This window comes from Bradyrhizobium sp. G127, assembly GCF_021502575.1.
Classification (GTDB): domain Bacteria; phylum Pseudomonadota; class Alphaproteobacteria; order Rhizobiales; family Xanthobacteraceae; genus Afipia.
On record NZ_JAKFGN010000001.1, the window covers coordinates 2,303,066 to 2,316,205 of the forward strand.

A 13,140-nucleotide genomic window follows, 5' to 3' on the forward strand; every position below is an offset into this window, starting at 1 on the left:
CGTGGCCTCAATGGAACATCTGGACGGATTGCGGCTGATAGCCTCGGCCGCTCGTCAAGAATCTGCGCACCTGCTCGCGGGCCTGGTCTTCACCGGCGGTCTGCCGCGCCTGCTCGATCGACTGCGCGCGGCCTTGCGCGGCGACGAGCGCGGTCAGATCGGCCATCTGCCGGGCCTGCACCGCGAGCAATTGATTGCCGGCTTGGCTGACCTGCAGCACGCCGACCGCCGATTGGCTGGCGCCGATCAAGGTGTCGGTATGTGATTGCGTGGCGAGGAGGTTGTTGACGGCGGTCGCGCCGACGCTCATCGAATGCTGGAACGCCGAGACTGAGGTCTGCCAGCGATCACGCGCGCCATTGATCAACTGATGATCGCTCTGCGACGCACTGAAGCCCTGGTACTTCTGGAACGTCTGCTCGATCGCCTGGACGTCATAGGCGATCTTGTCGACCTGCTTGAGCAGGTTCTGGGTTTGCGTGAAGGTGCGGTCGATGTCGTTGAGCAGTGACGTGGGTAGGCTGGTGAGATGCCGGGCCTGATTGAGCAGCATCTGAGTCTGGTTCTGCAACGCCGTGAGCTGGTTATCGATCTGCTTCAGCGTATTCGCCGCCGTCATCAGGTTCTGGCTGTAGTTCGACGGATCGAACACAGCGATCTGCGCCGGGCAGGGAACGGCCGCGAGGAGGGAGGCCGAGATTGTAATGACGACTGCAAGCGAGCGGATACGAGTCATGGCGATGGCTCCGTGATGAAGGTGGGAAGAAGGTCGGCCGCCCAGTCATTGCCCTTGCGGCGCAGCCACGCGGCGGCGAACCCGTCGCGGCCGTGCTCGGCAACGAGTTCGGCGATGGTGACCTGGTCGGTCTTGGACGACGCGGCGGTGAAGGCGAGCGCGGCATCGCCGAGGCCGAGCTCGAACAGGCGGTTGCCGCGGCGGGACTGGCAGTAGTAATCGCGCTTCGGTGTCGCCCGGCTGATGATCTCGATCTGGCGGTCGTTCAGCCCGAACCGGTGATAGACCGTCATGATCTGCGGTTCGATCGCCCGCTCGTTCGGCAGGAACAGCCGGGTGGGACAGCTCTCGACGATGGCGGCCGCAATCGCGCTGCCCTCGATGTCGGCGAGGGATTGCGTGGCGAACACCACCGAGGCGTTCTTCTTGCGCAAGGTCTTGAGCCATTCGCGCAATTGCTGCGCGAAGCCGATGTCGTCGAGCGCGAGCCAACCCTCGTCGATAATCAGGAGCGTCGGTGAGCCGTCGAGCCGGCCTTCAATGCGATGGAACAGATAGGAGAGCGCGGCGGAGGCCGCGGCGCTGCCGATCAGGCCCTCGGTCTCGAACGCTTGCACCGGCGCATCGCCGAGGCGTTCGGCCTCGGCATCGAGCAAGCGGCCGAATGGCCCGCCTAGACAATAAGGCCGTAGAGCCTGCTTCAGGGCGGTCGATTGAAGAAGAACAGAGAGTCCTGTCAACGTCCGCTCGCCGGCTGGCGCGGAGGCCAGCGACGTTAGCGCGGTCCACAGATGCTCCTTGGCTTCCGGCGTGACGGTGATGCCTTCGCGGGCGAGGATCGACGCGATCCATTCCGCCGCCCAGCCGCGCTCGGCCGCATCGTCGATCGCAGCCAGCGGCTGCAACGTAACGGAGGTCGCGCTGTCGTCGGACAAAGCGCCGCCGAGATCGTGCCAGTCGCCGCCCATGGCGATCGCCGCGGCGCGTATGCTACCACCGAAATCGAACGCGAAAATCTGGCTGTGCTCGTAGCGGCGAAACTGCAGCGCCATCAGCGCCAGCAGCACGGACTTGCCGGCGCCGGTCGGACCGACGATCAGGGTGTGGCCGACATCGCCGACATGGACAGAGAACCGGAACGGGGTCGCGCCTTCGGTCTTGGCGAAGAACAGCGGGGGGGCACCGAGGTGCTCGTCCCGTTCCGGCCCCGCCCATACCGCGGAGAGCGGAATCATATGGGCGAGATTGAGGGTGGAGACCGGCGGCTGTCGGACATTGGCGTAGACATGGCCGGGCAGGGAGCCGAGCCAGGCCTCTATCGCATTCACCGTCTCGACGATGCAGTTGAAGTCGCGGCCCTGAATGACCTTCTCGACCAGCCGCAGCTTCTCGTCGGCGGTGCGCGGATCGGCATCCCACACCGTGATGGTCGCGGTGACATAGGCCTGGCCGATCATGTCGCTGCCGAGCTCTTGCAAAGCGGCGTCGGCATCGGCGGCCTTGTTGGCCGCGTCGGTATCCAGCAGCGTCGAGGCCTCGTTGGTCATCACCTCCTTCAGGATGGCCGCGACACTCTTCCGCTTGGCGAACCATTGCCGGCGGATCTTGGTGAGCAGCTTGGTGGCATCGGTCTTGTCGAGCATGATCGCCCGCGTCGACCAACGATACGGAAACGCGAGTTGGTTCAACTCATCCAGAACGCCGGGGAAGGTCGCGGTCGGAAATCCGATCACGCTGAGCGTTCGCAGATGTTGCGATCCCAATCGCGGCTCAAGTCCGCCCGCCATCGGCTCATCGACCAGCAACGCGTCGAGCTGCATCGGGATCTCGGGCACCCGCACGCGATGGCGTTTGGTCGAGATACAGGCGTGCAGGTAAGTCAGCGTCTCGCTATCATCGAGCCACGCGGCGTCGGGGACAAAACCTTCGATCAGTTGCAGCACGCGCCCGGTGCGATCGATGAATCCGCGCAGCACCTCGTGGCCATCGACACCGCCGCGCTCGCGCCCTTCATAGAGCCAGGCTTCGGCGCGCGCGGCGTCTTCCGCCGGCGGCAGCCAGCACAGCGTCAAATAATAAGCGCTCTCGAAATGCGCCTCCTGCTCTTCGAACTGCGCGCGGCGCTCGGCATCGACCAACGCCGACACCGGATCGGGAAAGCGGCTGTCCGGATAGCGGTTGGCGGCGTTGCGCTGCGCCTCGACGAAGATCGCCCAGCCCGAGCCCAATCGTCGCAACGCGTTGTTGAGACGCGCCGTGGTGCCGACGAGTTCTGAAGGTGTCGCGGAATCCAGATCTGGTCCGCGAAACCGGGCGGTGCGCTGGAAGCTGCCGTCCTTGTTGAGGACGACGCCGGGCGCGATCAGTGCAGCCCAGGGTAGGAAGTCCGCGAGGAGAGCAGGACGCTTGCGATATTCGGCGAGGTTCATCATCGCGTTACCCTCCGAAATGCGCGGGATAGCGCAGGTGACGCCGCACGACATCGACGAATTGCGCGTCGCGCTTCGCGGCCCACACCGCGGCCGCGTGTCCGATCGCCCACAGCAGGAGACCTGGAATCCACAGCCGCAGGCCGAGGCCGATCGCTGCCGCGAGCGTGCCGTTGGCGATGGCGACCGTGCGCGGCGCGCCGCCGAGCAGGATCGGGTCGCTCAAGGACCGATGCACGGGCGCGTAAAAGCCGGGAACGGGTTCGACGGGCTCAGTCATCAGATCACCGCACCGCCGCCGAACGAGAAGAACGACAGGAAGAAACTCGACGCCGCGAACGCGATCGACAACCCGAACACGATCTGGATCAGCCGCCGGAAACCGCCCGAGGTGTCGCCGAAGGCGAGCGTGAGTCCGGTCGTCACGATGATGATGACCGCGATGATCTTGGAGACCGGCCCCTCGACCGATTGCAGGATCTGATTGAGCGGTTGCTCCCACGGCATGTTGGCGCCGGCCGCGTGTGCGGGAAGCGTGGTCAAGGCGAACAAGATCGCCGTGATGGGCAGACGGCTTGGCGGACGAACGCGATGAACGATCATGATGAGATACTTTCGGGGATGGTTTCGGGGTTGCTGGAGACGAGGACGTAGTCGCCACCCGGCGCGAGCTCGCGGACCGCGGCCAACTCGGCGACGCGGCGTTGGGAGCCGCGGCCTTCGAGGACGACGATGAGATTGATCGTCTCCGCGATCAGCGCGCGCGGCACGGTGACGACTGCTTCCTGGATGAGCTGTTCGAGGCGGCGCAACGCACCGATGGCCGAACCGGCGTGGATGGTGCCGATACCGCCGGGATGGCCGGTGCCCCAGGCTTTGAGAAGCTCCAGCGCCTCGGCGCCGCGCACTTCGCCAACGGGGATTCGGTCTGGCCGCAGCCGCAATGACGAGCGCACCAGGTCGGACAGCGAGGCGACGCCGTCCTTGGTGCGTAGCGCCACCAAGTTCGGCGCCGCGCATTGCAGTTCGCGCGTATCCTCGATCAGCACCACGCGGTCGGAGGTCTTGGCGACCTCGGCCAGCAGCGCGTTGACCAGTGTGGTCTTGCCGGTTGAGGTGCCGCCGGCCACCAACACGTTTCGGCGCTTTTGAACGGCGAGGCGCAGCAGATCGGCTTGTCGCGATTGCATGATGCCAGCGGCGACATAATCGTCGAGCGTGAACACCGCGACCGCCGGCTTGCGGATTGCGAATGTGGGGGCGGCGACGACAGGCGGGATCAAACCTTCGAAGCGCTCACCGGTTTCCGGCAGTTCGGCGGAGACCCGTGGCGAACCCGGATGCACTTCGGTGCCGACGTGATGCGCGACCAGGCGTACGATGCGCTCGCCATCGGCCGGCGACAGCCGTTCGCCGGTGTCTTCCAGTCCACCCTTGAGCCGATCGATCCAAAGCCGGCCGTCGGGGTTGAGCATCACCTCGACGACGGATGAATCCTGCAGGAAGGTGGCGATGGCCGGGCCGAGCGCCGTGCGCAACATGCGTGCACCGCGAGACGCGGTTTCATCGAAGCGTGCGGTCCCAGCCATCGCGTCCCCCAAGCCGTTCGGTCGCGTATGCACCGAACGTCGGGGACAAGTAGAAAAGGCATGAACGCCCACTCCGCAACAAGCCAATGCTGGTGGGCGAAGGATGGCGTAGACAAACTTGCGATCGGCGGAATCGACACGTCGCTGATTGGCCGGCGGTAAGATGAACTGGCCGCTGTGAAGGTGCTAGGCGGCGCGTGTGCCAGCCGAAGAACGGACCGACATCAACGGCACGACGCGGGGCGAAGCGGCCGGTACGAGGGAGGGGGAGGATATGGTTTTCGCGGAGACGCCCCGACCTTGTTCGTCGCATTCCCGGGCATAGGCCAACACCGTCTCCGCGTCACGTCCGAGCAACATGCTGGCGATGCGTCGCGCCCGCGCGGCGCGGGCCTGCCAAAGCGACGGATCGGACGACTGAGTTTCGGCCATGGCGCGACTCATCAATGGCTGCGACATCAAAATGATGGCGAGAGAAAATTCGAAGTACAATCCTTGTCATTCTCGCGATTTTGAGTCCTTGGGCCGATTCGGGTTTGACGCTGACGCGACGGGGAGTATGTCCGGCGTCTAATCGAACTGTTTGGTCATACGGCCCGAGCAGATAACGGGATACATCTGCTCTTCCTGCGCCACTGGCAAAGCAGCGCTTCGCAGAACCGCTGCGGCGCGGTAAGTAAAAAAGATACTCCTATTGCGATCACCAAAATGCTTCCCGCTACACCCGAAGAGAAACAGGACATCATCGACTACCTGCGTTCGCAGGCTCCCGACCTCACGGTCGAGTTTCTGCAGAAGGTCTATGTCGAGAACGTCTTGAGCCATCAACACGCGGGAAGCGCTGCTAGCGTCCACAGGCGCTGCGCAAATTGTGTTGCCTAGGTCGGGAAACGCCACGGAAAAGCCCAAGCAAGCGGATTTCAAGGCACGGGTCGAGCATGTGTGTTCGGTCAGCCTCGCAGGCCAGACGCACGAGCAACGGCGTCACCTCTTCAAGACATCGCTCGATGAAGCATGGCGTTTTTCAAATTGGCTGACCCATATGGCGAAAAATCCTATCGTGCCGGACGAAGGCCTGTTCCTGGAGGGACGTCTGATAGGCACCGCTCAGGTCGGCGATCTTGGCGATCGCGCGCCTGTCGCCCCAAATGATCTGCACGAAAGCGAGGCCCCAGTCGCCGCAGAATTCATCCGCGGTCAGGCCGTTCTCGGCAGCTAGGCGTGAGGTGAAGCTGGTCGGCGTCTCGCTTGGGCCAAGCGGGATGGTGAGCGGCAGCCGGGTCAAAATTTCGCCCGCTTTCGGGTGCGCTTCTTTTTCTTGTGCCTCAGGGCGAGAATTCGCTGAAGGGAGACACGAAAACCCCGATAGCGGCGGGCGCGATAATCACATTGACCATCAAAACCGCCGAGGGAAAATCGGGACAGGTAAAATTCAAAAAGTAGGAAAATCAATTGCGGGGCGAACTCCCTGACGGATTGGATGCCATTCAACGAACAAGATCGTGCGATCACATCGGTTATGCGATCCAAACCCGTTGCCCGCCACGCCGGCCGGGCGTTGGCTCGGTCTGCGGCCCCTGTCATTTCTTTTGCTTTGTTCGCAGCCGATGCAGGGCGGGAGCTGCGAGCAGTCAGAAGCCGCCTGCAGTGCAAGTCGGTCCGAGCGCAGCCTTGGTAGGTGCCGTGTCTTCTTCTCTTACAGGGCCGGAGCCAACGCATCGATGATGCGGCAATCAGCAATCGTTCCACAACTGCATTGGTTGATCACGCTATCCAACTCGGCCCGGAGGGCCTTTAGGTCCGATATCTTGCGGTCTACTTGTCTAAGATGTTCTCGAGCGATTGCGTCTACAGATTCACAAGATCGCTGCTTTTCGTCGGAAAGGTCGAGCAAGTTGCGCACTTGGTCCAATGTGAAGCCCAGTTCTCTTGCGCGGCGTATAAAGCTTAGTCTGGCCAGATGCTCCGGAGCGTAAGACCGGTAATTGCCTGTGGTGCGACTGGGTGCCGGAAGAAGGCCAATGTTCTCATAGTACCGTATCGTCTCGACCTTGGTGGTGGTTGCCTTGGAGAGGTCGCCGATTTTTAGGACTTGCACGGACATGCGCCATTGACCCTCTAGTTGCTACAGGGTCTATATGAGTAGTCACGTCGAAAAAGTCGAGGTGACAAGTGACAGTTTTTTCCGTGCCGAGCCGGGTGACCCAGCCGCTTTCCTTCCGCGTCGTAGGCCTCGATTGTCAAAACGAGATCCGTCAACTGAAGAGCGCGGTTGGTCCGCTTGTGGGTGGTGAAGACAACCTCTCCTTCGACACCAAGGCCGGTCGGATGGACGTTGCGCCAGGTGTTTCCCCAGGGATTAATGCCATTTTAGTTGCGGTCGCCACCACAGGTATGGTCGCGGAATTGTTAAGCGACCAAAAGACACCATTGAGCGTATCGGCGACGGACACCGTTTGTGTGGGCTGCGCTGGCGACGTTGCTTTCACCGCTCCCGTACCTGCCGCAGTCCCAGACGGAGTGGTGTTCAAGATCCATGGTATGGATTGCGGGGACGAAGTCGCGGCTCTCAAGCGCGAAGTCGGATCGTTGGTCGGCGAGGACAGGCTTGTATTCGATCTCATCAACGGCCGGATGTCCGTGAGCGGCAATCCCGATGCAGCCATGTTGGCAAGCATCGAGAAGGCTGTTGCGCGGACTGGCATGCGTGCGGAACAGTGGACCGAAGGCCCGAAGACTGAAGGTGCTCTTGCCGAAGACCGAAGGCGACGCACCCAATCACTCCTGACGGCAGCCAGCGGAATCCTGACTGCACTTGGCTTTGCCATTCATGCTTCGTCCGCGGGAAGCGTGCTTGCCGCGCTCAGTGAAACTCCTGGGGTGTTCGCACCTGCGCCAATCGCCGCCATCCTGGCGTATGCGCTGGCTGTCGTCTGTGCGATCAGATATGTCGCGCCGAAGGCTCTACTTTCCGCGCGACGTCTGCGGCCTGACATGAATTTGCTGATGGTCATTGCCGTCGCGGGTGCTGTTGCGATTCACCAATGGTTCGAGGCGGCCACCGTCTCATTCTTTTTCGCGCTTGCCCTGGCGCTGGAGGCGTGGAGCCTTGGGCGCGCGCGTCGGGCCGTAGCAGCGCTGATGGAACTGGCTCCAGCCGTTGCGCGCGTGAAGTTTGGAGGCGGAACGGAGAAGGAAATTCCTGTCGCGGCGGTGTCAATCGGTGCTCACATCGTTGTACGGCCTGGCGATAAAATTCCGCTCGACGGAATCGTCCTGACCGGTGCAAGCGAAGTGAACCAAGCTCCCATCACCGGCGAAAGCGTCCCCGTCTCGATATCGGAAGGTTCTGTGGTCTACGCCGGAACGATCAATGGCGAAGGTGCGCTGGAAATCGAAACCACAAAGGGCGCGCAAGACACCACGCTCGCCCGCATCATCAAAATGGTGGGCTCCGCGCAAAGCCGCCGCGCGCCTTCCGAGCAATGGGTCGAACGCTTTGCCCGAATCTATACGCCGAGCGTCATGGGGCTTGCTGTGGCGGTGCTCGTCATTCCGCCGCTTATATTCGGCGGAGCATGGGACGTATGGTTTTATCGCGCCCTGGTTCTTCTAGTCATCGCGTGCCCTTGCGCACTCGTCATCTCCACTCCGGTGAGCATCGTGGCGGCTCTGGCTGGCGCCGCGAAACAAGGCGTGCTGGTGAAAGGCGGCGTGCATCTCGAGACACCGTCGAAGCTCAAGGCAATCGCCATGGACAAAACCGGCACGCTGACGCAAGGACGCCCCAAGGTCGTCGAACTCGTCACCTTCAACAATCACAGCGAGGGCGAACTGCTGAAGTTGGCTACTGCCCTTGAAGCTCGCAGTGAGCATCCTTTGGCGAACGCGATACTTGAAAAGGCGGCCGAAGCCGGAATAGCGGCAGCCCCTGCCAGTGGGGTCCAGGCAGTGCGCGGCAAAGGAGTTGTCGGTCGCATCGGCGAGCAACATGCTTGGTTGGGATCTTGTCGCTTTATCGAAGAACACGATGGGCTTTCGAATTCGACCGAGGCGCTTCAAGCAGCCGATGCTCTTGCAAGTGCTGGACGTACTGTTATCGGCGTTGGCGATGACCGCGAGATCTGGGGCCTGATTGCCGTCGCCGATGCGGTGAGACCGGAGGCCAAGCGTATTGTGGCCGACCTACACGCGGCAGGTATCGAGCGCGTCGTGATGCTGACTGGCGATAATAGGGCCACTGCTGAAATGATCGCGCGGGAAACTGGCGTCGATGAGGTGCACGCGGAGCTCTTGCCCGAACAGAAGGTCGAATCTGTTGAAAGGTTGGTCGCGCGGTACGGTCATGTCGGGATGATTGGAGATGGCGTAAATGATGCTCCCGCGATGGCACGCGCGAACGTTGGCATCGCCATGGGAGCAATCGGCTCTGATGCTGCCATCGAGACTGCGGATATCGCTCTCATGCAGGACGATTTATCGCGCCTGCCTTGGCTCATTCGTCATTCCAAGGCGACTCTGGCCATCGTCCGGCAGAACATCGGCTTCTCGCTTGCTGTCAAATTGCTTTTTACAGGTCTGACGATCGTCGGATGGGCATCGCTATGGGGAGCCATCGCAGCCGATGTCGGGGCTTCGCTGCTCGTCGTGCTGAACGGGCTCCGACTATTAAATCGCGACCAGTCAGCTCAGACGTAAATCCATCGACGACTGGCCGTGGTTCGACTGCCTCTGACGCCAGAGGCGAAACTGGGCGCACTCACTGAAATAAGCTGGCGGATGAAAGTTCTTGGGTTGATGAGCTATTTCTTGGGCATACACCGATGACGCTTGACCTTTCCGTCGTCGGCATTGTCACGGCGTTCGCGGCCGGAGCGGTCTCGTTCCTATCGCCGTGTGTCCTTCCCCTGGTGCCGGCATACATCTCATATGTTGCAGGTCAAAGCCTCCCACCGGCGGACGGCGATCAATCGGTCCCGGCTCGGATGCAGCTTCGCGTACTGTTTTTGAGTGTATGCTTTGTCCTCGGATTTACGACGATCTTTGTGGCACTTGGTGCCGGCGCCAACGCCTTGAGCTTGGTGCTCGCAGTTTACCGATACGAAATCAATATACTTAGCGGTCTACTGGTAATCCTGTTTGGTATCTTTACGACAGGCCTCTGGCGTCCTGCTTGGATCGAGCGCGACACGCGCGTGCAAATCGCACGGCCGGGCACAGGACCGGTCTCTGCCTATCTCCTCGGTACTGCATTTGCGTTTGGATGGACGCCCTGCATTGGTCCGGTCCTTGGCGCAATCCTTGCAGTCGCGGCTTCGTCTTCCTCCGGCGCGAGCGGTGTGGCGCTGCTTGCCATTTACTCTCTCGGCCTTGGGTTGCCGTTCGTTCTGGCGGCGCTTTTTTCCAGCAGATTTGTCGGACGCTTGGGAAAATTTGGACGCGCCGGTCGCATTTTGCAGTTGATTGCCGGATTCGTGATGATCGCTATGGGGGTTGCAATGATTACCGGTCATCTCACTGACGTTGCGATCTGGTTCTTCGAAACGTTTCCGATGCTGGGTCAAATCGGCTGAGCAGGCGCGCAGGTGGAGTGTGATAATGCGAGCAACACTGGCGGTGGCTGCAACATGGTACATCATAGACCAAGCCAGCAAATGGTGGATACTCAATCATCTCATGAATCCGCCGGCGACGATCAGCCTTACGCCGTTTTTTAACATAGTGCTGGGCTGGAATACCGGAGTTAGCTTTGGGCTGTTTGGAGGCCTTGGTGTTCCGGCGTGGATTTTCGTGGCATTCGCGATCGCGATGTCCGCAGCCCTTTTGGTCTGGTTGGGTCGCGCTAACGTCCCATTCGTGCGCGTTGCCATCGGCTTGATCGTCGGTGGAGCGCTCGGGAATGCCACGGACCGCCTACGGCGCGGTGCCGTACCTGATTTTTTGGATTTTCATCTCGGGAATTGGCACTGGCCGGCCTTCAACATGGCCGACGTCGGGGTCGTCTGCGGAACATCTCTGCTGATGTTGCATTTCGTCACACAACCGGGCAGCGCCAACACGGCAAGCACACAAGAAGAACGCTGATGTTTGTAAGCACGGCTTGCACTCTATAACGCTTCGGAGTTCGAATTGTCGAAGATCATCGCCACACTTATGGTTTCAGTCATTCTCCTGGGATGTTCGACGCCTCAATTTGACGCTGCTAAGCATCTGCGGCCGATACCCACAGTCTTATTGTCAGACATGCAGGCCAAGGGAATGACCTCGTCAGCCCCGATCTTGGTGCGCATCTTCAAACAGGAAAATGAACTTGAAGTGTGGAAACGCGAGAGCAGCGGCCGTTACGCTTTGCTGAAGACGTACGGCATTTGTCGATGGTCCGGCCAGTTAGGTCCGAAAAATCGGGAAGGAGACCGTCAGGCCCCTGAGGGATTCTATCTCGTTACGCCTAAGCAAATGAACCCTCGCTCGGAGCTCTTTCTTTCATTCGATCTGGGATTTCCGAACGAGGTCGATCGGGCGCACGGTCGATCTGGACGTCATTTGATGGTGCATGGTGAATGCACTTCGAGCGGATGCTACGCGATGACGAATGACGGGATGGCTGAAATATATGCGCTTGCGCGGGAGGCGTTCGCCGGCGGCCAAAAGGCCATCCAAGTTCAAGCATTACCGTTTCGCATGACAGCTGAGAATCTGGCCAAATACCGTGCCGATCCAAATTTTGCGTTTTGGAAGAATCTGAAGGAAGGTTCGGATCATTTCGAGGTTGTGCGTCACGAGCCTAGAGTTGACGCGTGCGGCGGGAACTACGTTTTCAATGCGAGCGCGCCTCGGGGCCCGCTTCGCGCCTCTCGGCCCTGCCCGGAATTGGTGTATGAACCAGAAACAGCGGCACTTGTTGAGGAAAAGCAACGCAACGACACCCAACAGGTAGCTCAGCTCGTGCGCGCCGGCACTGGTGCATTCAAACGCGTTTACCTCGATGGAGACATGCACAAAAGTTATCGGCGCTTATTGGACGCGGCACCCTCATCATATGCGAGCTTCAACGTCGCCGAGGTCAGTCGGCTGGAGGCGTTAAAGGGAGAGCCGCTAGAAATGCCAATCCAATAACTGCATTGCTTTGCAAGCGCTGAGATGGATTAGGGAGGTCGAGCACGGTCACCTGCCGGCAGGACGTTAAGCAGCTTGAAAATTCAAGCCGTTGAAGGGTGGCTGAAAGTCGGCCGCTGACCATAGGAAGCTCCGATTCCGCTCATAATCGGGCCAAGACGAGAGAGAGAGAATGGACAGTCAGAGTATCAGGGCTATTCTGGAGAACCGGCAAATCGGTATTTATTTTGGTACCGTCGTGGTGGCAGGCATAAGCGCCTTGCTTCTCCCTGGCACGACTACTCTTGAGGCCGGTGTCAATCCTGCGCTTGCACTGATGCTGTTCGTGACCTTTCTACAGGTACCGCTTGCAGACCTCAGGCAACATTTCGCTCGGCTCGATTTCCTCGCAGCTCTGCTCATCGCGAACTTCATCGCCGTTCCGCTTCTCGTGGCGGCGCTTGTTCAACTCCTCCCTGCTGGCTCTATGGAGAGACTTGGTGTGCTCTTGGTGCTGCTCACTCCTTGCATCGATTACGTCGTGACGTTTTCACATCTGGGCCGAGCCGATGCCCGTTTGTTGCTGGCGACGACACCAGCCCTGCTTATTTTGCAAATGCTGCTGCTACCGATTTATCTTGGTCTGTTGCTTGGGGAAGATGCCGCCGGTCTCGTGCAGTTCGGGCCTTTCGTCCATGCATTCGTGTGGTTGATTGCTGTTCCTCTCGTTCTTGCTGCCGTCGTGCAGTTATGGGCTGCGAGCAGCAACGCCATTACTCGGATGTCAACGGTGTTGGGGATGCTGGCGGTGCCGGCGACAGCGCTTGTCCTGCTCGTGGTCACCGCCGCCGTGGTGCCGCGGCTTGGGTCGGCAATGAATGCTGTGTTGCACGTGCTTCCAATTTATGTAGCGTTCGCGGTTTCCGCGCCCTTGATCGGTTGGAGCATTGGGCGACTGTTCCGTCTCGATGCGCCGGCCGGCCGATCAGTTACCTTCAGTGCTGGGACGCGGAATTCGCTCGTGGTGCTGCCGCTTGCATTTGCAATACCCGGCGCAGTCCCGGTATTGCCTGCCGTCATTGTAGCGCAGACGCTTGTCGAGCTGGTCAGCGAACTACTCTATGTTCGCTTCATCGGGAAACTCGGTCCGGCCCCGTCATTGTCCGACGCGGCCTAACCTGAACAGATGCGAACGGACCCTGGCCAACACAGACACTCGCGTACGCGGTCATACTGACATGCCTATAACTCGCCCTTCATCACACATGAGTTCGGTGCGCGTTCGATTGCT

Annotated in this window: 14 protein-coding genes; 5 read left to right on the plus strand and 9 right to left on the minus strand. The window is 60.4% G+C overall.

Annotated elements, in window-relative coordinates:
• Positions 1–7: 7 nt before the first annotated feature.
• The 9 genes from trbJ to LVY71_RS10855 form a co-directional block, all read right to left on the minus strand.
• Complete coding sequence (gene trbJ, locus LVY71_RS10815) at positions 8–736, minus strand: P-type conjugative transfer protein TrbJ (RefSeq protein WP_235099774.1); 729 nt, start codon at positions 734–736, stop codon at positions 8–10.
• Complete coding sequence (trbE, locus tag LVY71_RS10820) at positions 733–3,168, minus strand: conjugal transfer protein TrbE (protein WP_235099775.1); 2,436 nt, start codon at positions 3,166–3,168, stop codon at positions 733–735. The genes trbJ and trbE overlap by 4 nt, the downstream gene beginning before the upstream one ends.
• A 4-nt stretch (positions 3,169–3,172) precedes the next feature.
• The gene (locus tag LVY71_RS10825; protein WP_024920089.1) at positions 3,173–3,445 is read right to left on the minus strand and encodes a VirB3 family type IV secretion system protein; all 273 of its coding nucleotides are present in this window, start codon (positions 3,443–3,445) and stop codon (positions 3,173–3,175) included.
• The gene (locus tag LVY71_RS10830; protein ID WP_024920088.1) at positions 3,445–3,768 is read right to left on the minus strand and encodes a TrbC/VirB2 family type IV secretion system protein; all 324 of its coding nucleotides are present in this window, start codon (positions 3,766–3,768) and stop codon (positions 3,445–3,447) included. Before LVY71_RS10830 ends, LVY71_RS10825 begins: the two co-directional genes overlap by 1 nt.
• Positions 3,765–4,754, minus strand: a complete 990-nt coding sequence (gene trbB / locus LVY71_RS10835; RefSeq protein WP_024920087.1) for a P-type conjugative transfer ATPase TrbB — start codon at positions 4,752–4,754, stop codon at positions 3,765–3,767. Before trbB ends, LVY71_RS10830 begins: the two co-directional genes overlap by 4 nt.
• A 186-nt stretch (positions 4,755–4,940) precedes the next feature.
• The gene (locus LVY71_RS10840; protein WP_235099776.1) at positions 4,941–5,246 is read right to left on the minus strand and encodes a hypothetical protein; all 306 of its coding nucleotides are present in this window, start codon (positions 5,244–5,246) and stop codon (positions 4,941–4,943) included.
• 532 nt (positions 5,247–5,778) lie between these two features.
• The gene (locus tag LVY71_RS10845) at positions 5,779–6,039 is read right to left on the minus strand and encodes a TniQ family protein (RefSeq protein WP_152544149.1); all 261 of its coding nucleotides are present in this window, start codon (positions 6,037–6,039) and stop codon (positions 5,779–5,781) included.
• Positions 6,036–6,338 (minus strand): hypothetical protein, encoded by a 303-nt coding sequence (locus tag LVY71_RS10850; protein ID WP_152544148.1) that lies wholly within the window; start codon positions 6,336–6,338, stop codon positions 6,036–6,038. Before LVY71_RS10850 ends, LVY71_RS10845 begins: the two co-directional genes overlap by 4 nt.
• 112 nt (positions 6,339–6,450) lie before the next feature.
• Positions 6,451–6,858: a MerR family transcriptional regulator gene (locus tag LVY71_RS10855; RefSeq protein ID WP_024920083.1), complete on the minus strand. Its 408-nt coding sequence runs from the start codon at positions 6,856–6,858 to the stop codon at positions 6,451–6,453.
• 68 nt (positions 6,859–6,926) lie between these two features.
• Between LVY71_RS10855 and LVY71_RS10860 the strand changes: the two genes are divergently transcribed.
• From LVY71_RS10860 to LVY71_RS10880, 5 genes are all read left to right on the plus strand, one after another.
• Complete coding sequence (locus LVY71_RS10860; protein WP_081758740.1) at positions 6,927–9,452, plus strand: heavy metal translocating P-type ATPase; 2,526 nt, start codon at positions 6,927–6,929, stop codon at positions 9,450–9,452.
• Between the two features lie 125 nt (positions 9,453–9,577).
• Positions 9,578–10,327 carry a cytochrome c biogenesis CcdA family protein gene (locus LVY71_RS10865; RefSeq protein ID WP_024920081.1) on the plus strand — a complete coding sequence of 250 codons (750 nt, stop codon included), beginning with the start codon at positions 9,578–9,580 and terminating at the stop codon, positions 10,325–10,327.
• Positions 10,328–10,352: 25 nt separating this feature from the next.
• On the plus strand, positions 10,353–10,838 hold the full coding sequence (lspA, locus tag LVY71_RS10870; protein WP_162832199.1) for a signal peptidase II: 486 nt from the start codon (positions 10,353–10,355) through the stop codon (positions 10,836–10,838).
• A 45-nt stretch (positions 10,839–10,883) separates the two neighbouring features.
• Complete coding sequence (locus tag LVY71_RS10875; RefSeq protein WP_235099777.1) at positions 10,884–11,870, plus strand: L,D-transpeptidase family protein; 987 nt, start codon at positions 10,884–10,886, stop codon at positions 11,868–11,870.
• Positions 11,871–12,042: 172 nt separating this feature from the next.
• Entirely contained in the window at positions 12,043–13,026 is a 984-nt protein-coding gene (locus LVY71_RS10880; protein ID WP_235099778.1) for an arsenic resistance protein, read from the plus strand.
• The last annotated feature ends 114 nt before the right edge of the window (positions 13,027–13,140 follow it).